The organism is Paenibacillus aceris, assembly GCF_017874035.1.
Taxonomy (GTDB): Bacteria; Bacillota; Bacilli; order Paenibacillales; family NBRC-103111; genus Paenibacillus_E; species Paenibacillus_E aceris.
The window spans coordinates 320,629-339,309 of record NZ_JAGGKV010000006.1 but is presented as its reverse complement, the minus strand read 5'-3'; the positions used below and the strand labels follow the sequence as shown (position 1 = coordinate 339,309).

General features: G+C 43.8%; 19 protein-coding genes. 15 read left to right on the top strand and 4 right to left on the bottom strand.

Features of this window, described 5'->3' with window-relative positions; genetic code table 11:
* The first annotated feature begins 54 nt into the window (after window positions 1-54).
* Window positions 55-1,011: a 3'-5' exoribonuclease YhaM family protein gene (locus J2Z65_RS14420; RefSeq protein WP_167061357.1), complete on the top strand. Its 957-nt coding sequence runs from the start codon at window positions 55-57 to the stop codon at window positions 1,009-1,011.
* Window positions 1,012-1,311: 300 nt separating this feature from the next.
* Window positions 1,312-3,213: an ATP-binding protein gene (locus J2Z65_RS14415; protein WP_167061354.1), complete on the top strand. Its 1,902-nt coding sequence runs from the start codon at window positions 1,312-1,314 to the stop codon at window positions 3,211-3,213.
* A 43-nt stretch (window positions 3,214-3,256) separates the two neighbouring features.
* Here the strand turns inward: J2Z65_RS14415 and J2Z65_RS14410 are convergent, their stop codons facing one another.
* Both J2Z65_RS14410 and J2Z65_RS14405 read right to left on the bottom strand, forming a co-directional pair.
* Window positions 3,257-3,502 (bottom strand): NHLP leader peptide family RiPP precursor, encoded by a 246-nt coding sequence (locus J2Z65_RS14410; protein WP_167061351.1) that lies wholly within the window; start codon window positions 3,500-3,502, stop codon window positions 3,257-3,259.
* Window positions 3,503-3,619: 117 nt separating this feature from the next.
* On the bottom strand, window positions 3,620-4,543 hold the full coding sequence (locus J2Z65_RS14405) for a methionine synthase I (protein WP_167061348.1): 924 nt from the start codon (window positions 4,541-4,543) through the stop codon (window positions 3,620-3,622).
* A gap of 246 nt (window positions 4,544-4,789) precedes the next feature.
* On the opposite strand from J2Z65_RS14405, the gene J2Z65_RS14400 reads away from it, so the two are divergent.
* From J2Z65_RS14400 to J2Z65_RS14390, 3 genes are all read left to right on the top strand, one after another.
* Complete coding sequence (locus J2Z65_RS14400; protein ID WP_193580985.1) at window positions 4,790-5,713, top strand: ABC transporter permease; 924 nt, start codon at window positions 4,790-4,792, stop codon at window positions 5,711-5,713.
* Window positions 5,714-5,756: 43 nt separating this feature from the next.
* Complete coding sequence (locus J2Z65_RS14395; protein WP_420850844.1) at window positions 5,757-6,626, top strand: carbohydrate ABC transporter permease; 870 nt, start codon at window positions 5,757-5,759, stop codon at window positions 6,624-6,626.
* Window positions 6,627-6,700: 74 nt separating this feature from the next.
* Entirely contained in the window at window positions 6,701-8,269 is a 1,569-nt protein-coding gene (locus tag J2Z65_RS14390; protein WP_167061337.1) for an extracellular solute-binding protein, read from the top strand.
* Between the two features lie 48 nt (window positions 8,270-8,317).
* On the opposite strand, the gene J2Z65_RS14385 is transcribed toward J2Z65_RS14390, so the two are convergent.
* The gene (locus J2Z65_RS14385; RefSeq protein ID WP_338111723.1) at window positions 8,318-10,579 is read right to left on the bottom strand and encodes a helix-turn-helix domain-containing protein; all 2,262 of its coding nucleotides are present in this window, start codon (window positions 10,577-10,579) and stop codon (window positions 8,318-8,320) included.
* 205 nt (window positions 10,580-10,784) lie between these two features.
* Between J2Z65_RS14385 and J2Z65_RS14380 the strand changes: the two genes are divergently transcribed.
* From J2Z65_RS14380 to J2Z65_RS14355, 6 genes are all read left to right on the top strand, one after another.
* Entirely contained in the window at window positions 10,785-11,228 is a 444-nt protein-coding gene (locus J2Z65_RS14380) for a MarR family winged helix-turn-helix transcriptional regulator (RefSeq protein WP_167061331.1), read from the top strand.
* A gap of 35 nt (window positions 11,229-11,263) precedes the next feature.
* The gene (locus J2Z65_RS14375) at window positions 11,264-11,593 is read left to right on the top strand and encodes a DUF1904 family protein (protein WP_167061328.1); all 330 of its coding nucleotides are present in this window, start codon (window positions 11,264-11,266) and stop codon (window positions 11,591-11,593) included.
* A 9-nt stretch (window positions 11,594-11,602) separates the two neighbouring features.
* The gene (locus tag J2Z65_RS14370; protein ID WP_167061325.1) at window positions 11,603-12,523 is read left to right on the top strand and encodes an AEC family transporter; all 921 of its coding nucleotides are present in this window, start codon (window positions 11,603-11,605) and stop codon (window positions 12,521-12,523) included.
* A 90-nt stretch (window positions 12,524-12,613) separates the two neighbouring features.
* Window positions 12,614-12,916: a hypothetical protein gene (locus J2Z65_RS14365; RefSeq protein ID WP_167061322.1), complete on the top strand. Its 303-nt coding sequence runs from the start codon at window positions 12,614-12,616 to the stop codon at window positions 12,914-12,916.
* 37 nt (window positions 12,917-12,953) lie between these two features.
* On the top strand, window positions 12,954-13,319 hold the full coding sequence (locus J2Z65_RS14360) for a DUF423 domain-containing protein (protein WP_193581019.1): 366 nt from the start codon (window positions 12,954-12,956) through the stop codon (window positions 13,317-13,319).
* Window positions 13,320-13,526: 207 nt separating this feature from the next.
* Window positions 13,527-15,386: an EAL domain-containing protein gene (locus J2Z65_RS14355; RefSeq protein ID WP_167061316.1), complete on the top strand. Its 1,860-nt coding sequence runs from the start codon at window positions 13,527-13,529 to the stop codon at window positions 15,384-15,386.
* Window positions 15,387-15,429: 43 nt separating this feature from the next.
* On the opposite strand, the gene J2Z65_RS14350 is transcribed toward J2Z65_RS14355, so the two are convergent.
* Complete coding sequence (locus J2Z65_RS14350) at window positions 15,430-15,903, bottom strand: hypothetical protein (RefSeq protein ID WP_167061313.1); 474 nt, start codon at window positions 15,901-15,903, stop codon at window positions 15,430-15,432.
* Window positions 15,904-16,006: 103 nt separating this feature from the next.
* Here J2Z65_RS14350 and ybaK point away from each other — a divergent pair, with 103 nt between their 5' ends.
* From ybaK to J2Z65_RS14330, 4 genes are all read left to right on the top strand, one after another.
* On the top strand, window positions 16,007-16,480 hold the full coding sequence (gene ybaK, locus J2Z65_RS14345; RefSeq protein ID WP_167061310.1) for a Cys-tRNA(Pro) deacylase: 474 nt from the start codon (window positions 16,007-16,009) through the stop codon (window positions 16,478-16,480).
* A 132-nt stretch (window positions 16,481-16,612) separates the two neighbouring features.
* Window positions 16,613-16,915: a YunC family protein gene (locus tag J2Z65_RS14340; protein ID WP_167061307.1), complete on the top strand. Its 303-nt coding sequence runs from the start codon at window positions 16,613-16,615 to the stop codon at window positions 16,913-16,915.
* Between the two features lie 233 nt (window positions 16,916-17,148).
* Window positions 17,149-17,937, top strand: a complete 789-nt coding sequence (locus J2Z65_RS14335; protein ID WP_240159816.1) for a basic amino acid ABC transporter substrate-binding protein — start codon at window positions 17,149-17,151, stop codon at window positions 17,935-17,937.
* 86 nt (window positions 17,938-18,023) lie between these two features.
* Window positions 18,024-18,671 (top strand): amino acid ABC transporter permease, encoded by a 648-nt coding sequence (locus tag J2Z65_RS14330; RefSeq protein ID WP_167061302.1) that lies wholly within the window; start codon window positions 18,024-18,026, stop codon window positions 18,669-18,671.
* The last annotated feature ends 10 nt before the right edge of the window (window positions 18,672-18,681 follow it).

The following is an 18,681-nucleotide window of genomic DNA, read 5'->3' as shown; positions in this document are numbered from 1 at the left end:
CATTCCTCCATTTTCATAGTATAATAGTTCCTAATGACATGTGGAGGAACTAAAATGACATTAATTAAGCAGCTTCAAGCACCAGAAGAATTTGTTGGTTTTTATCTCATTAAAGAATTAGAAATTAAACAAACGAATACGACGCCTGCCAAGGATTTCATGGATATCGTGCTGTGCGACGCCAGCGGGCAAATTTCGGCGAAAATGTGGGATGTCAGCGCTACGGATAAGGAAACCTTTTTCCCAATGACATTGGTGAAGGTTCAGGGGCTCGTTCAAACCTATCGCGATAGATTGCAAGTGAAAATTGGTAGAATACGTAAAGTACTGCCTGAAGATGGCGTTCAAATGACAGATTTCATCCGGTCGGCTCCCATAGGCCCAGTCGATCTTCTTCATACCATAAATGCCGTATTGGAAAGCATTACTAATCCCAGTATTAAAGCTATCGTTTCCTTCTGCGTGACGAAGGTAGGGGATAAGCTCAACCATTATCCTGCGGCCAAAACACACCATCATGCGTACTTCGCCGGGTTAGCGTATCATATCGTACGGATGCTGGAAATTGGTGAATTCATTTGCAAGCAGCGCCCATTTCTTAATCCGGATCTGATCAAAGCAGGTATTATTTTGCATGATATTGCGAAGCCGGAAGAGATGATCGCCCAGCTGGGGATTGTCACAGAGTACAGCGTGCAGGGCAAGCTGCTCGGCCACATTTCGATGGCGTCGAATTGGATTACGGAGGCAGCTTTGCATCACGGATTGGATCTGCAGTCCGATGTAGTTATTGGCCTGCAGCATATCGTGCTGTCGCATCATAATTTGCCGGAATGGGGAAGCCCGGTGCTGCCGCAAATTCCTGAAGCTGTTGCATTGCACTATATCGATTCGATGGACGCAAAGCTGCAGATGGTTGAGGATACTTTGCAAGTAACTCCGGAGACGGATGCCTGGACGCCGATGATTCGCGGATTAGAGAATAAGGCGATGTACCGATTGAACTTATAAAAATAGAGCCGTCAGGGTGATTTGAAGCCCTGATGGCTTTTTTGTTGTTGGGGCGGGGGAGCGAGTTCCCTTCAATCGTTCAAAATGCTTAGTTCCGCGGAAAATCATGGATCTTGGCTTCAATCATGGCATATCCGCGTAGCGGTAAGGGGTGTGTTCAGGACATTCTTGACTTTCTGATACAGTCCCATATTTGTTTGCCTAATGTTTACTTGGAAAAAGAAGGGAAAATTTATGATCTTGTCGAAATCAATTCATTGTTAAGTATTGTGAGTTAAGTTTCGGCGAGGATGGTGAAGCATGAAGCGGCTATATCATACGCGTTGGCTATGGATATTGATTGCCATAGTGGGTTGTGGATTCTTGATTACCCAAGCATATACCAATCAAAAACAAGAAAAATTGAAAGCGATTCCTGAATGGGAAATCATGTGGGGGAGTCCGCCGGAGGGGCTTGCAGGTGTCATGTCTGATTCACCTTCTCAACAGTGGATAACGGTTAAGAGCGGTGAAGCCATTCCAAAGAAACCGAGAGAAGTCACAACGGCGTGGATTAGAATTAAACTACCTTCTCAAATTCCTGAAAACTATGGGGCGTATATTCAAGGTATATACGCACAGCACCTTTCGGTGTATGTTGGGCAAGGCTTAGTCCAAGAAAATAAATTTAATTTTTATTATGATCAACAAAGTAGTCTATTTCATCTTAGCAGTGAAGACCACGGAAAAACTATTTTCATGAAGCTGGAAACTTCAATGGGACGTATGGGTATAATTTCAGCGATAGCGCTGGAACATTATGATATCTTATTGAGATCCTTTATACTTGGTGCCTTACAAAATATTATTCTAGGTTGTGCATTTCTATTTATAGCTGCAATAATGTTGATTGGTTCAATATTCCTGAAAAGAGCCATTTTTACAGATTGGGTTTTAGTTAGTGTGCTTTTTATATCACTTGGTATCATTTTTATTACGTACAGCCCTTTCCTGTATGCAAGCTTCCCGAAATATGGATCTCTGTATAGTGCCAGCTTTGATATTTCACTAAGTGTCTTTTTGCCTGCACTTACATTTTACTTTGAGCGAATTTTTGGCGAAGGTAAATATAAGGTAATTTCTTGGGTTAGAAAGTTTCAAACGATGTATTCCGTATTTGTAATCCTTTCCTTGCTTGTTAACGTACTGAATGATTATCGATTTAATCATGTTTATTTTTTTATATCTGCTACGATCTTGGGAACAATTATGATTCTTCAATTTAGTTTACTCATTGGATCATCAATTTTACTCATGTTCAGAGGGAACAAGGAAGCTGTTATATTTTCTGCCGGCTTTGCCTCACTTGCTTTTATGAGTACACTGGACCTTATCTTCTACTATGTGAATTCACAGAACAAACAAATTTTTTTATGGAAATGGGGGATTTTAGGATTCATTATAGCCCTGATTGTAATAATGGGAAGGCGCTTTGCCATCAATCAGGAACAGATTATTAATTATTCTAAAGAACTTGAATTCTACAATCATCAGCTCCAACAATCTGAAAAAATGGAAATCATAAGTCAATTAGCGGCTTCAATTGCCCATGAGGTGAGAAATCCGCTGCAAGTAACACGAGGCTTTTTGCAGCTTGTTGCCTCCCGATCGGATGAGAAGAGCCAGGCGTATATGAAAATCGCCATAGAGGAGCTTGATCGGGCTTCCGTCATTATTACGGATTTCTTGACCTTCTCAAAGCCGCAAGGGGAGGAGATTAACGAGTTAAATCTCTTCAATGAATTTAGGCAAATCGAAGGAATTATTTTTCCTTTGGTTGCGCTGCATAATGGAAGGATAACCGTTGATGTCCCTGATCATTTGAGCATCCAAGGCAACTCATCAAAATTGAAACAAGTATTGATTAATCTAATCAAAAATAGTATCGAAGCTTTCCAGGATGATGGATTGGTGAACATATTGGCGTATGAAAAGTATGGGGAGGTTTGTATACATATTAAAGATAATGGGGAGGGCATTGAAGCAGAACAGCTGGCCCAGCTGGGAGTACCGTACTATTCCACCAAAAAGAAGGGAACGGGGCTTGGATTAACGGTTTCTTTTCAGATTATTGAAAATATGAAAGGGCATATCGAGTTTACAAGCCAAAGAAACGTCGGTACAGAAGTTATTATTCGCTTTCCAGCTAACAGTAATAAATAAAAAGAGGTGCTGCGTATTAATCACGTAGCACCTGGTATTGTTTTTACCAAGTAAGAGCAACAGCTCCCCCACCTGCAGGTACTAGCACTTTCGCTGGATTCGTCGGGATAACAAGTACAAATTCCGTTGATGTTTCTTCTACGGCTCTCACCTTCATGTCATCGGGCAGCGTAATACCAAAGGTTTGCTTTAGTGCAGCCTTGGGATCTGCAAGAAGCTGGTTCTTGAATGCTTCATCTTCCCACGCTTTTTGAATAATTCTCGCCTTTAATTGTTCATTCGATGACATAAAAGTCACTCCCCTTTGAATTTATAGGACTCCGTACGTGAACTGTTATTGGGTAATATTCCCAATAAAACGAGTATAGCATGAATATTCACAATATTCTATCAAAATTTGCTAGATTCAGACAAAAAAATAGTAGAAACCGCCGGAAAGGAGCTTATTCCGTTTTTCTTTAATCTCATTCGCCGTTTTTCGCAGGCTATCGACAAGGCTAAGATGAAATAGGATGAGCTCATTCATCGCTATTTTTAACTCTAGCAGCTGTTTGTGATGCAAAGCGGCAATGTCTGCATAATGATCGAGCTCGTCACAGACATACACCTGCTGCTTTACCCAATCGGGCGTCAATGAACCGCTCTCCAAGCTCGGATCCTTCTTTCGCAAGAAAGCCAGCAAGCTGTTATAGGAACCCTCTTCCCAATCTTCCTCCCAATCCGCCCAATCATCGAGCATTTGCAAAGTAACCAACACTTGTTCAACTGCTTCTGTCACGACTGGGATCAGCTCTGCCTGACCAGCGAGAAGCAGCGCTCCTGTGCTGGCGTTTTTGACAGGGCTGGCTTTCCATGCCATCTTCCTTTTTTCCGTATGAAAGTAATCGGATTGAGTTTCGCCCGCAACTGCCTCCGACCATTCCAGCACATAACGTTCGTAATATGTCCAAAAAGGCGATTGCGGCGGGAACAATTCTCTATAGATAGCTTGGTACTGCAGTTGAAATAAATGGGCCAAGGGGAGCTTGTCCTTATGCTCTCCACCCGCTGAATCCATAACATCGTCTACAACGAAGTAATAGAGCATGACGAACACGTTCGCTAAACTCAGTCTGTTTACTGGCTCGTTCGGAAGAAACGTTATTTCTTGCACCCAATAGGGAAGCAAATAGCAGATATAATTTTTTTTGCTCTTTTCCTGCCGTAAGTCAAATGTATCGAAGTAAGTAAGTCCATGATGATTCAGAGGCTCAGGAAATGCGCGAATAAGCCGTTCTGCTTCGGCGAATACGTCATCCAAATTTTCCTTATGAGCAGAGAGCCAGTTCATAGGCATATTCCCCTTTATTGGTATATTTTTGAAATAAGCGTAGCATGAATGCGGCATGGATACAATTCCTTTTTAAACCCCGTCGTATCAACGATTTTCTAACCTCCAGTTCACTGAAGTCAAGATTGTTCATACGCCGTTTCTCGATAAAGTTCACACACGTAGAGAGGCTTCACTATTCAGTTTCTTTGTGCTGATTTATGATCGTCTCAAGACATAATGCCCCAAGGAGGATCGAACCTGAACATGGTCAAACGAAGAGGTTTTCTGTATGAAATAGTGACAAACAAAATTATGTTTCTCATGCTGCTGCCGACACTGATCTTCTTCTTTATTAATTCGTACATTCCGATGGTTGGCATTTACTATGCATTCACGCGTTTTGATTTCAATGCCGGCTTGTTCGGCAGTCCTTTTGTAGGCTTGGATAATTTCTCTTTTCTATGGAAATCCGGCATCTTAATCAAATTAACGCTGAACACGCTCGGCTACAATTTGGCTTTCATTGTGTTCGGGAATGTTTTCGCCATTCTATGTGCGGTTCTGCTTAGCGAGATTCGCAGCGCTTGGTTTAAGAAAATTGCCCAGTCCGTGATGTTCCTGCCTTACTTCATTTCCTTCGTTATCCTAAGCGTCATTGTCTACAACTTATTTAACTATGAGAGCGGGTTTCTCAACTCAACGTTAAAGGAATTCAGCTCTGAACCCGTCGATGTGTACAACACGCCTTGGGCTTGGGTGTTCCTCATCATTATCTTTTATTTGTGGAAAAATCTCGGCTACAGCATGGTTATCTATCTGGCTGCAATTACGGGAATTAGCGAGGAATATTATGAAGCTGCCAAAATCGACGGCGCCAATATTTTTCAGCGGGTCTGGCATATTACGATTCCGATGCTGAAGCCGACATTTGTCGTGCTCCTGCTGTTCTCACTTGGGAGTATTATGAAGGGCCAATTCGATCTGTTTTACCAGTTAATTGGAGATAATGGCATTCTGTTTAATGCGACCGATATCATTGATACCTATGTATACCGTTCCTTGAAGGTCACATTCGATGTAGGGATGGCGACTGCGGCAGGGCTGTATCAATCGTTGTTCGGGTTTATTCTTATCATGACCGTGAACTACATCATTCGCAAAGTTAATGACGATTACGCATTATTTTAGGAGAAGAGGTGCGAGTAGCTTGAGAGTTAAGGACGAGAAATATATGTTTTTGTTCCAAACGATGGCTTATGCCGTTATTATTATCTCTTTTCTGGTGTGCTTGTTTCCTTTTTTGATGATTATTTCGGCCTCTTTTACTCAGAATGAGTCCATTCTTCGCAGCGGGTATCACTTCATACCAAAGGTTTTCTCTATGGAGGGATATAAGACCGTATTTCGATTTCCAGAGCAAGTGCTCAAAGCTTACGGTGTAACCATTTCTGTCACGATCTTAGGTACGGTTCTTGGTTTATTTTTCATGACGATGGCGGGTTATGTTCTTCAACGGAAGGATTTCCGGTATCGCAATCAATTCTCATTCTATATCTATTTCACAACGCTGTTTGGCGGGGGGTTGGTCCCTTGGTATATTCTGCTAGCTAGCTACTTGAAGCTGACAGACACTTACGCAGTGCTTGTTCTGCCGGGGCTCATGAGTCCGTTTTTGATTATTCTGATGCGAAGTTTCATGAAGTCTGCAATTCCTGAAGAGCTCATAGAATCCGCCAAAATCGACGGTGCCAATGATTTCAAAATTTACTACAGCGTGGTGCTTCAACTGTCGATGCCCGGTATCGCTACCGTAGGCTTGTTCCTTGCGCTTCATTACTGGAACGGTTGGCTGCTGTCCTCGCTGTTTATAAATGATCCTAATAAGTATGAACTGCAGTATTACTTGTATAACGTGATAAACACGATGCGCTTTGTATCTCAAATGGGCGCAGGCACAGGTGTTGTGATGACCGGCGAAATGCCGACGGAGTCAACGAAGATGGCGATGGCCATTATCGTGACAGGGCCGATTCTGTTTCTGTACCCATTCGTTCAGCGTTATTTCGTTAAGGGATTGACAATCGGTGCTGTCAAAGGTTAGAACCGAAGAGGACGCATTCAGGCTGGCAACCTTCTCGGCTGACATATCATTAAACATCTAAAGGGAGGATTCAAATGAAAATGTTGGCAACTCAACGATTCTCAGCCATCCTATCCGGGGCTCTCTTTCTTACAGCTCTCACAGGTTGCAGCACGCCGGAGTCTAAGCAAGAAACGGCAACACCGGCAGCAAGTGCAGCTGCGCCGGCAGCGACAGTCAAAGCGGAAGCGCCAAAGAGAGAGAAGGTCGAGCTTCAATTTTACATGCTAGGCAATGCTCCCAAAGATCTGCAAATTATTCAGGATGAAGTCAATAAGCTGGCGTTGAAGGACTTGAATACAACCGTGAAATTCAACTATACAACGTGGACGGATTGGGATCAGAAATATAAGCTCCTGCTTTCCTCCGGCCAGCAAGTGGACTTAATTTTCACTGCCGACTGGACACAATATCAATCCTATGCGAAAAAGGGCGCCTTCCTCCCGCTTGACGATATTTTGCCGAAAGCTGCGCCAACGCTGAACAAATATGTGCCGAAGGATATGTGGGACGCCGTGAAAATCGACGGCAAAATCTATACCGTACCGGCGACGTTCAAGGAGTACGTCACGAATGGTTTCGTGTGGCGTGAAGACTTGCGGGTAAAATACAATTTACCGAAACCGACGTCCATTGAAACCTTCGAAGCGTACATGGAGGGCATCAAGAAAAACGAACCGAACATGCTGCCCTTCGCCAGCGGTGGAGACGGCAATTTGATTATTAACGGACTGCGGGATGTCGTACATAACAGCGTAGGCTCGCCACTCTACGGCATTGGAATTAACTATAATAAACCAGGTGAGGTTTACTCCTATTGGGGATCTGAAGAGCACATGGGAGACATTAAAATCGCTAAACGCTGGATGGATAAAGGCTTTATTCCGAAAAACGTTCTGAACGTGAAGGACTCCACGTGGGATCAGTTAGTCAGCGGTAAAGCAGCTGCAGAGTTCGGAGACAATCCGGCACGCTTTAACGACTCCCTGAACAAAATGAAATCAACGCACCCTGATTGGAACCTGGATTACTATTCCTTCCCGACGATCAAGGGGTACGCCACACCGGTACATCCGATTCATAATGGTTTTGCCATTCCTAAAAGCAGTAAAAACGCTGAACGAGCACTGGAATTCTACGAGAAAATGGTAACGGATAAAACATACAATTGGCTTACTTCCTATGGGATTGAAGGTAAGAACTTTCAAGTTGAAAATGGCTATTACAAAATGATTGGAGATAACAATTCCAATGGCTTCCCTCGCGAGTCCATGAACAGCTGGGCATGGCGCAATCCGGATTTCATGCTGTTCGAGAAAAGCTTTGATGGGGTAAAAGCGATTTACAAAGATTTGGATAAAATTCAAAAACCGGATCTCTTCACAGGCTTTGCTGAGGACTACAGCTCCTACCAAGCGGAGAAAGCAGCGCTCGAGCAGGTAGAGAAGCAGTATTTGTGGCCGTTGCAATTGGGGCTTGTAGCTGATGTGGATGCAGGCATGAAAACATTTATGGAGAAAGCGAAGCAAGCCGGACTAGAGAAGGTGCAAGCCGAATATAAGAAACAATGGCTTCAGTATGTAAGCGAAAAAGGAATTAAATAATAAGAACGGCCGCTCTGCAGCGTGATACCTGCAAGGCGGCCGTTTATATTATGTGGAAGCTTGGTTGCCAGGTTCAAGTCCGGTTTTACGGTAATCGGTCGGGGTCAGGCCAAAATTTTTCTTGAACATCCGGTAGAAATAAGAGCTGTTCGTATAGCCGGTTCGTTCAGCGATATCGGCAATCGGCAAATCCGAGTTCTTCAGCAAATCCTTCGCACGGTCCATTCGCATCGTGTTGATCACATCCACAACAGCGTTCATCGTGTTCTGTTTGTAGACGCGGCTTAGATAGATCGGCGACATATCCATCTCATCGGCAATCCAATTTAAGCATAAGTTCGGATTCCCGCAATGCAGCTCAATCATATCGTTAATTTTACGGATAAGATCATCCTGCTTCATGCTGCGTTTGTCATCAAGGCGCTTCTTCATGTCATCGAACAATTCGAAGACGACAGCTTCAATATCCTCAATCGTTTCCAACTTGGCCAGCGCATTTCTGGATAACTGCATGCTCATCGGGATATCGAGAGAATTGTTTTTGAGAATGGTGTGCAGGACGCCGTTCAGAGTTATTGTTAGACGGGATAAGGTTTCTTGAAAAACGCTAATCGGGTACGGTCTTGTTTCCTCAATTATAACACTGTACATTTTCTTAGCATCTGCGACTTTGCCGGCCATTAAAGCATCGATCAGCTTTTTCTCTTTCTCGATCGTAAACAAGTAATCATCCGTCTCAGGATATTGGTGATCCAAAGAAGCTATTAAACAGCCGGGTCCTAGAAATACGCGATGCTCTGAAGCTTCGATGACCCTGCGGTACAGGGAAACAAGTTCTTGAGGCTGAGAGCTTTGAGGACTATAAGTAACCGAAATACTTATTTTGAGCAGCTCGCCGACAGCTTTTTGAATTTGTTTTAAAAGCGGTTGAAGCATGCTGTGATCTCCATCGAGGGGTGAGGTTCGAGCATTGATAAGCAGCACAGTGCTATCACTTCCGACATCGACAGTTTCCACTTGGAACGCTTGTGAAGCTATTTCCGAGGAAATATTCATGATCGCATATTTGTACACGTGAAGATCGTCTTTATGATTTTGCAAAAATGGCTGAAAACCATCAATGCGAAGCAGGATCAGTCGGTAATCGCTTTGGAAGTCGAAGGAGATGCCCAGCTCGCTGCGCTTTTCCCGCATCATTTTCGCTGTAATGGGCTCAAGGCCTTGAAGCAGCTTCCGCAATACATCTTGCTTTAATGTAAATAATGAATTTCGTTTGTCTGATTCCAACGATTTCATTTTCGTAACAATTCGATCAATAGGGACATATAATTTGCGGGATAAGTGCCAGGAAACAAGTAATCCGATGACTAGAATGGAGATGCCGATATAAATCGTCGTTGTCCGAATTTTGTTGATTTTCTCCGTAATTGTCTGATAAGGCGTAATGCGTATGTAGCGCCATTCCAAGGAGTCGGGAGCCGTAAAAGAAATTAAGGACTTTTTGCCGCCAACCCTATCAATGAAGTAACCGGAGCCGCGATTGCTCATGATCTGTTTGGTAATGGTCGATTCCGCGGTAAGTTCCTCCGCATGATTGGGAAGTTCGCCGGTCAGCGTCCTGCCTTTATCATCAATAATAAAAGAGCTGCTAGCTTCGTTGCCTTGATGCTTGCCGATATCCTTATTAATCCAGTCCGTCGTGATATTGACGATAACCGCGGAATTCAATGCATTGTCATTGCCAATCGCATCATAACAGAGGTAAGTGTAGACATTGCTCTTTTGCGTACTGGATGCGCTCTTTAAGTAGGTACGTGGAATGGGAACGAAAGGCTTGAACTCCTGAAAATGATCAAGGACGTTCAAAATATCTTTGTCGACCAGTTCATCTTTGGTCATTAACCCGTTCTGCCCGGAGCTGGAGGCAATGTAGACATAGCTGGCTTTCGGGTTGTAGACATAAATGGAAGCAATGAAAGGCATGGAATTCAAATAATTATTCAATTCCCTCATGGCAGCGGTAGTGTCATAAATATCCGGATTTTCATAAAACATGAGCTTGCTAATATTGCCATTCCGGTACAATTGAAATGTAAGCGATTGCGCACTTTCGGTCATAGAAATGACTTCTCTGCTCGTTTGGGTTAAATTTTCTAAATCCGTTTGATACACTTGGTTCAAATTGATGTTTCTGTAATTCACAAAATAAATGGTGGAGGATACAAGCAGTGTAAGAACCGTACAGAGAATTGTACTGAGTAAAAGTTTGATATACAGCTTGCGGTTATCTCCCGAAAAATTTACATTCACAGGCATGCCTCCCCATACGGACTAACGGTTACAGTGATTCCAAGTAGTACTACCATATCACCCGAATTGGGCGCGGCACAAGATGGAATGATCCAACATTTATGAACTTATCTGACTATTCACATTGACAGTTAGCTTATTTTTATATACATTTGAAGCAAAACGATTGTTCGCAATAGGACTGAGTAGAAAGGAAGCCTGTGCTATGAACAGCAGTGAATTATTAAAACTGGAAAATCAACTGTGCTTTAGTTTATATGCAAGTTCAAGAGCTATAACGCGGATGTATCGTCCTTTTCTTGAAGAATTGGGGATTACTTATCCGCAATATTTGGTTCTGCTCGTTTTATGGGACCAGAAGGAAAGCACCGTGAAAGAGCTTAGCGAAAAGCTGGATCTGGATTCGGGAACGTTGACGCCGATGCTCAAACGAATGGAAGTCCAGCAGTTGGTTCAACGGAAAAGATCAGTGGAAGACGAGCGCGTCGTGAATATTGTCATCACGGAAACTGGCCTCGCACTTTATGAAAAGGCGCTCTGCATACCGCAAACGCTTTTGGCATCAAGCGGGTTGGCGCCGGAAGAAATTCACACATTCAACTTACAGCTCAAACGCATCATTAATAGTGTAAATGCATCAACGAAGTAAGAAGCCTTACGGCGGAATGGATTGGAGCTTAAAGCATGCCTAGATTAACGTTTAGAGGAGTAACTGTGGAGCAGGTTTGTGAAATCAGTGAGAGCTTAGTTGAGCAGCTTGCTGCCGTATGCGGCTGTGACATCGATAATTTTACACTGGAATGTGTGCAGCATGCCGCTATATTCGGTGGGAAAGTCGTTCCCGCCTATCCGTTTGTTGAGGTCGCCTGGTTTGAAAGAGGAGATGAGGTCAGGGATGGAGTCGCGCTCTCGATTACGGCCCATGTACTCGGGCTTGGGTTACCGGAGGTTGAAGTTGCTTTTACGACCTACAGCAAAGATGCTTACTACAGCAACGGAACTTCATTTAAGTGAGGATCAGAAATGAGTTATTTTGTTTATATTCTTATCAATAATATTGTGCCGATCTCGATCATGATTGCGATCGGTGCAACGATGTATCGTGCTTTTCATCTTGACATTAAGACATTATCCAAGCTTAATTTCTATGTGTTTTCTCCTGCATTAGTTTTTGTAAAGCTGTATGAGTCTGAAATGAACTTAAATGTCCTGCTGCAGGTGCTCTTGTTTTTCGTTCTATTCTTCAGTCTTCTATTCGCCGTCATAGAAATTTATATCCGAATCAGAAAATTAGAACGAGGCATGCGCATTGCGATGCGCAACAGCGTTATTTTCTACAATAGCGCCAATTATGCGCTGCCGCTCAATCAAACCGTTTTCGGCGGGAATGCGTATACCTTATCGATACAAATTGTTATTATGATCATGCAGACGCTGATTCCTAACACGTACGGGATTTATACGTTAAACTCTCATAAATCAACTTGGAAAGCGACGATGAAAACGATTTTGTCCTTGCCGGTTATTTATATGATTCCGCTCGCGCTGCTGCTGAGATATTTTCATTTGCCGGTTCCATCATCGATCAATTTGCCGCTGACGTATATTGCTAACGCATTTATGGCTACAGCGCTGTTAACGCTTGGGGTGCAGCTTGGCGGCATGAAGTGGGAATTCCATTTTTCCAACGTGGCGGTCTCCATTATATTAAGGCTTGCTGCGGCGCCGCTGATCGGGTTTTTCGTAGTTTGGCTGCTCGGAATCGATGGGTTGACGGCCAAAGCGCTCATTCTATCGTGTGCAGTGCCAACGTCGCTAAGCAGTGTGCTGCTGGCCATAGAGTATGAGAACGAACCGGAGTTTTCATCACAGGCTGTTTTTACCTCTACGCTGTTTAGTATGTTTACGATACCGATCGTTATCTTTTTATTAGGTTTTCTGTGAACATTTAGGGGAAGTATGAAGAGAAGCAGGAGTTTCGACATTTTTCGGCGAATTGGAACAAGGACTTTATGATATAAGGGGGCCTTTTTGATGAAATACCAATTTTGCCAGTATGTTACGATTGTGGACATGAACGAAGAAATTTTGTCTGAGGTATTGTTTGAACATGGGGAATTCGAATCCAATGCGCTGTCCATCGGTTCTTCCGTTCTGATTTATGAGCTGGGTCTCAAGCAATTTGAGGTTGTGTATGACAAAAGAGAAGGTAAAATCGCCCGTAATAAAATCGTGGATATTGAAATTGATCTGATAAAGCAACCGACGGTATCGAGGGTTTATTTGGAGCCAGTGCGCCTGATTGTAGGTCAACATGACATCGGTGAAGTGGAATAAAATGAAGCTGTAAAGGAAAGGAAGATTGGAAGCAATGATGAAACTTTTTGTACTGCTCGGCAGTTTGAATGCTTTTCTTTCTGTCGCGCTTGGCGCATTCGGGGCTCATATTTTAAAGCAAAAATTGACGCCGGACAAGCTGGATGTTTTTCAAACGGGCGTGCATTATCACATGATCCATGCGATCGCGTTGATCGCTATTGCGATATTGTCAGACAAGCTGGGGAACACCTCCATGGTGAATGCGTCCGGTTGGGCTATTTTTATCGGAATCATCCTGTTCTCGGGCAGTTTATATGCGCTTAGTTTAACAGGAATCAAATTTTTTGGACCGATTACACCGCTTGGCGGCTTAAGCTTTTTGGTAGGATGGATTCTGCTTGCCATTGCTGCTCTAAAATAATAAAACTGGAAAGAGTCAGGAGAATCCGACTCTTTTTTGTTTGTTTTGTGCCATTTTTGCAGGAAAAGCGCGACTCATGTAGAAAATAGTCATGAAATGGATATGATCCAAATTACATATAGATACATACACGTATGTCGGATGAATCACACGGTCATAGTGACGTTCCCTAATACCTAGAGTGAGATCGTAAGAGGAGGCAAATTTGTGGAAAACCGGCTCTATATCGGCGGATACCTAATTGTCGCCGTATTCGTAAGCCTTTACGTAAAGCCGTATGCCGCTTGGATATGTATCATTGCTGCCCTGCCGCTGTTCATTCAGCTGCTTAAAAGAAAGATAGGGATACAGCCTGCTGGAATCGCGCAGCTGCAGGTTCAAACCTATCATGACGTGCTGGACGCTCTGTTTGAGCACAATCCGAATGCGATCGGGATCTGTGATCAGGAAGGGACGTTCATTCGGATCAATGAAGCGGCGGAAACGACCCTCGGTTATTCGGCGTCTGAGCTGCTTCAGAAACGGTTCAGTGAACTTGTGACCCATGAGAGGAATGAGTTAACGTACGGTCAGGTTCAACAGGCGAAGGTCGGTGAGCCGCTTACGTTTGAGGCATCGGTTTCGCACAAGAGCGGTTATCGGATTGATTTGCATGCGACGGTTGTTCCCGTTGAGCTGAGACCAAACGTCAGGGGCTATCTTCTTATCTGTCAGGATATTACAGAGCGTAAACGCGGAGATGAGCAAGTCCGGTATATGGCTTATTATGATGACATGACAGGGCTGCCGAACAGGCGTATGTTCAAAGATCGCTTAAATGAACGATTAAGCTTGGCCGATTCCATGGGACAAAAGATTGCGGTCTTTTATCTCGATATTGATAGGTTCAAATTGGTCAACGACAGCTTTGGTTACGATTATGGCAACATGCTTCTACTACAGTTGGCTGAACGCTTCACACGCTGCGTCACGGAAAATGATTATTTGGCGCGTACAGAAGGCGATGAATTTGCCTTTTTCTACGCCAATGTCGCCGATTCCAATGATGTCCTCGCTGTCGTAGCGGAGATTAACCGCGTCTTGGAAAAGCCGTTTCTTCTTGAGCGATATGAGCTGCATGTTACGGCAAGCATCGGTATTGCCATTTCTTCCTCAGAAGCAGAGGATGCGGATTCGCTCATGAAATATGGCAATATTGCGCTCGCCAGAGCAAAAGAGAAAGGGCGCAACGATTTTCAAATTTTTAATTCCGATATGAAATCCGTATCCATCAATCGGCTCAAGCTGGAGAATGAGCTCCGCAGAGCGATCATTGGAGAAGAGTTTGTCTTACTCTATCAACCACAGGTCGATATTGAGACAGGCCGCATCGTTGGTGTGGAGGCGTTAATTCGTTGGGCTCATCCGGAAAAGGGGCTAATCTCGCCGAACCATTTTATTTCGTTCGCAGAGGAATCGGGCTTGATCGTGCCGATCGGCGAATGGGTGCTGCGCGCGGCATGCAAGCAAAATAAAATTTGGCAAAATCAAGGGTTCCCCAAAATGCCGATTTCCGTTAATTTGTCGATGCGGCAGTTTTTCCAGCACAATTTGAAAGGTAAGATCTCTCATGTGCTGGAGCAAACAGGGCTCGATCCGCAGTATTTGGAACTGGAAATTACCGAAAGCATGACGATGGACGTCGATCACGCCATTCAGTCCTTGTTGGAACTGAAGGAGCTGGGGGTCCACGTCAGTATTGATGATTTCGGGACCGGCTACAGCTCCTTATACTATTTGAAGAAGTTCCCAATCGATAAATTGAAAATTGACCGGTCCTTTGTCCGTGACATTATGGAGGATCCCAATGACGCGGCGATTGTAGCCACGATCATCGCAATGACGCACCATTTGAACTTAAAAGTCATTGCGGAAGGCGTAGAAACGGAAGAGCAGCTGCATTTCTTGCATCAAAACCGCTGCAATGAAGTACAGGGTTATTGGTTTAGCCCGCCGGTGAATGCCGATCAATTAGAGGACATGCTGAGCCATGGCGTTCCCGCCGCTGCCTCGGGGGAGGGAAGATAAATATAAAAGAGGATGTCCCTTGATCGGGGACACCCTCTTTTTGCTAGAAAGCGACGTAATCATCGATTTCGTTTAATTTGAAAGAGTAAACCTTTTTCTCATCCACGTGATACACCGTAACGTTCTGATTGCTGCTGTCATAATTGAGAATGCGGCAGGGAAGATTCAGTTTAATGCCTTGGCTTTTAATAACAGTAAGTCGTATCAGCGTATTGTTCGTTTTGTAGCCTTCCAGCTGATTAATAATGTGATCAGCGGTACCGGTTGGCACGGGAGAAGCAGGTGGGGGTGGAACTGCTGCCTTTTTGCTTGTATGTGAGGGAGGGGCGATTTGTTTGTTCATGTTCAATTCAATTAATTTGCCAAGCTCCATGCCCTTCAGGATCTTATAATCCTTGACAGTCTGTGCGTTTAGAAGATGAAGGAGCTTTTCCATCGCAAGACCATTGGTCGCCTCTTCAATTAAAATTTCTACAGTGAATAAATGACCTGTGTGGTTAGATTTTCCTTGACTCATATGGCCTCCTTGCAGCCTTGAAATTGCTCATATATCCATATCCTAACTATATCATGATATGATAACCAAATATAGATTGGTTTTTCAGAAGGTGGTGAAACAAGTGTCAAGCAAGACGAATGCCTGCCGAATACTCGATTCTCTCCAGATTGCATATTCGCTGCATGAATACGATTGGGATGAGAGTCAATTGGATGCGGCAACCGTTGCCGATAAAGTGGGCTTACAGCCCAGCCAGCTATTCAAAACGCTGATTTTAAAAGGGGACAAGTCAGGTGTCCTTGCAGCCTGCATTCCTGGAGATCAGGAGCTGAACTTAAAAAGCTTGGCCGCAGCAAGCGGAAATAAGAAAGTTGAAATGGTGCCGGTCAAAGATATTCAATCGCTAACAGGCTATATACGGGGTGGTGTCTCTCCTCTCGGCATGAAGAAGAAGTACCCTTTTTACTTGCATTCATCCGTTAAATCGATGGAATTAGTCAGTATTAGCGGCGGCCGCCGGGGATTGCAGATTTTTCTGCATGGAGAAGAATTAGCAACCGCTACTGAGGGATATCTTGTCGATATTGCCTATTAATCGCAGTGCTCGATGAAGTCCGCTATCCATCACTTTTTCATATGCCAAAAATTCTTTTCAACCAATGGTTACACCGTACTAGCCGCATGCGCATATACTACCGTAAGACTGCAAAGAGGAGCTGTGCAGAGCATGATGCGCGTAGAACCCATTCTCCTGGAGGGACATACTGCAATTGCCATAGAGGTTAAATTGCCCAAGACGACGCTGCTGGTAGTAACGACAGATAAAGGTTATATTATGTGCGGGGCGCTTGACGTTGCACTGCTCAACGAGCGCTTGAGAGATCGTAATATTGTCGCGGCAAGGGCAACAGGCGTCCGCACGATTGAGGAGCTTCTGGAAGCACCGCTTGAATCGGTGACGTACACAGCGGAAGACCTTGGCATTGTTGCCGGAATGACGGGAAGAGAAGCCATTTTAAGAATGATGTGATGGTCGGTTACTTACGGAAATCGAACGCTTGAGACCTTAGGTCCAGGCGTTTTTCTATTTCATTGAGCAATAAAACAAAAGGACCCGATACCGGTTGTGCAGAAATCCGAAAATGAACGGAAAGAGCGTTTACCTGCAATTTCCTGAATAAATTACCTTACACAGACGTTGTCATTTTATTGACCGAGTGTTAAAATATGATTCGTTCCATACATAGCACGGGGGGAATTATAATGAAAAAGTTATCGTTTTTTGTTTTAGCAGCAGCTTTAGTCATCGGTTTAACCGGTTGTGGAGCTAAAGATAGCGGAGGCACGAAGTACAAATTTGCGACTGATGCTGCCTATGCGCCAATGGAATATATGGACAAAGGCAAGATGACTGGATTTGACATCGATTTTCTTGCAGAAGTAATGAAAGAAGCAGGACTTCCTTATGAAGTAGCGAATATTGGTTGGGACACGATGCTGACAAGCGTTAAGCAAGGTAAAGAATATCAAGGCGGCATTTCCAGCGTTTCGATTACCGATGAGCGTAAGCAATCTTATGACTACTCTATCCCTTATTTCGAGTCAACTAACATGATTCTTGTCAAAGAAGGCAGCCCTATCAAAAGCGCGACTGATCTGAAAGACAAGAAAGTAGCTGTTCAAATCTCGACTACAGCAGATACTTTGATGACCAAAATCATGGGTGAATCGAATAAATCGTTGAAACGTCTTGATAACAACACACTTGCATTGATGGAACTTGAAAACAACGGTGTTGACGCGGTAGTTGCCGATATTGCTATCGTTCGTGAATATGTGAAAAATAATCCGACTAAGAAATTCGTTACGATTTCCGATCCAACGAACTTTGAGTCCGAATACTATGGTATTTTGCTTCCTAAAGGCAGTGAGCTAAAAGCGAAGCTTGACCCAGCGATCAAGAAAATTATTGAAAACGGCGCTTACGCGAAAGTGTACAAAAAATGGTTCGGTCAAGAGCCGGACACCAAGAAATTGCTCGAACAAAAATAATAAGACGGCAGCATGCGTGACTTCAACCTTACGCATGCTGTTGTTCTGTTATCAGCATAATAATAATGCAAGAAAGGAAGTGTGGAATGGATTTTCGTTTTGACATCATTATTGAATATTTACCGCTCTTATTAAAAGGTACACTTTGGACGATTGGCATATCCATTCTATCCATTTGTTTCGGTTCGGTGCTCGGACTAGCTGTTGGATTAGGCAAAATGTCACACCGCGGCTATTTGAGATGGCCAACTAGCATATACGTTAACTTTTTCCGGGGCACACCGCTGCTGGTGCAAATTCTACTCGTACATTTCGGTATCGTCCCGTTATTTCTCGGAACAACGAATGCCATCATTGCTTCTATTGTTGCGTTGTCTCTGAACTCTGCAGGTTATATGGCCGAGATTTTCAGAGCCGGAATCCAGTCCATTGATAAAGGACAGACCGAAGCCGCTCACTCGTTAGGAATGACGCATTTTCAAACAATGAAGAAGGTCATTTTGCCGCAAGCGATTAAGCGGATGATCCCGCCGTTTGGGAATGAGTTTATCGTGCTGATTAAGGATTCTTCCTTGTTTGCCATTATTGCTGCCCCTGAATTGATGTATTGGTCCAATGCGATGCGCAGCCAATATTTCGCGGTGTGGGAGCCTTACTTGACTGCAGCGCTTATTTATTTCATTCTCACTTATTCTCTAAGCAAGCTGCTTAGCTATGTGGAAAGGAGAGTGTAGGGAGATGGCA

Excerpts from the sequence above, each read along its gene's own strand:
- J2Z65_RS14420 (WP_167061357.1), top strand. The coding sequence starts at position 55 with ATGACATTAATTAAGCAGCTTCAAGCACCAGAAGAATTTGTTGGTTTT.
- J2Z65_RS14415 (WP_167061354.1), top strand. The coding sequence starts at position 1,312 with ATGAAGCGGCTATATCATACGCGTTGGCTATGGATATTGATTGCCATA.
- J2Z65_RS14410 (WP_167061351.1), bottom strand. The coding sequence starts at position 3,502 with ATGTCATCGAATGAACAATTAAAGGCGAGAATTATTCAAAAAGCGTGG.
- J2Z65_RS14405 (WP_167061348.1), bottom strand. The coding sequence starts at position 4,543 with ATGAACTGGCTCTCTGCTCATAAGGAAAATTTGGATGACGTATTCGCC.
- J2Z65_RS14400 (WP_193580985.1), top strand. The coding sequence starts at position 4,790 with ATGGTCAAACGAAGAGGTTTTCTGTATGAAATAGTGACAAACAAAATT.
- J2Z65_RS14395 (WP_420850844.1), top strand. The coding sequence starts at position 5,757 with ATGTTTTTGTTCCAAACGATGGCTTATGCCGTTATTATTATCTCTTTT.
- J2Z65_RS14390 (WP_167061337.1), top strand. The coding sequence starts at position 6,701 with ATGAAAATGTTGGCAACTCAACGATTCTCAGCCATCCTATCCGGGGCT.
- J2Z65_RS14380 (WP_167061331.1), top strand. The coding sequence starts at position 10,785 with ATGAACAGCAGTGAATTATTAAAACTGGAAAATCAACTGTGCTTTAGT.
- J2Z65_RS14375 (WP_167061328.1), top strand. The coding sequence starts at position 11,264 with ATGCCTAGATTAACGTTTAGAGGAGTAACTGTGGAGCAGGTTTGTGAA.
- J2Z65_RS14370 (WP_167061325.1), top strand. The coding sequence starts at position 11,603 with ATGAGTTATTTTGTTTATATTCTTATCAATAATATTGTGCCGATCTCG.
- J2Z65_RS14365 (WP_167061322.1), top strand. The coding sequence starts at position 12,614 with ATGAAATACCAATTTTGCCAGTATGTTACGATTGTGGACATGAACGAA.
- J2Z65_RS14360 (WP_193581019.1), top strand. The coding sequence starts at position 12,954 with ATGAAACTTTTTGTACTGCTCGGCAGTTTGAATGCTTTTCTTTCTGTC.
- J2Z65_RS14350 (WP_167061313.1), bottom strand. The coding sequence starts at position 15,903 with ATGAGTCAAGGAAAATCTAACCACACAGGTCATTTATTCACTGTAGAA.
- J2Z65_RS14340 (WP_167061307.1), top strand. The coding sequence starts at position 16,613 with ATGATGCGCGTAGAACCCATTCTCCTGGAGGGACATACTGCAATTGCC.
- J2Z65_RS14335 (WP_240159816.1), top strand. The coding sequence starts at position 17,149 with ATGAAAAAGTTATCGTTTTTTGTTTTAGCAGCAGCTTTAGTCATCGGT.
- J2Z65_RS14330 (WP_167061302.1), top strand. The coding sequence starts at position 18,024 with ATGGATTTTCGTTTTGACATCATTATTGAATATTTACCGCTCTTATTA.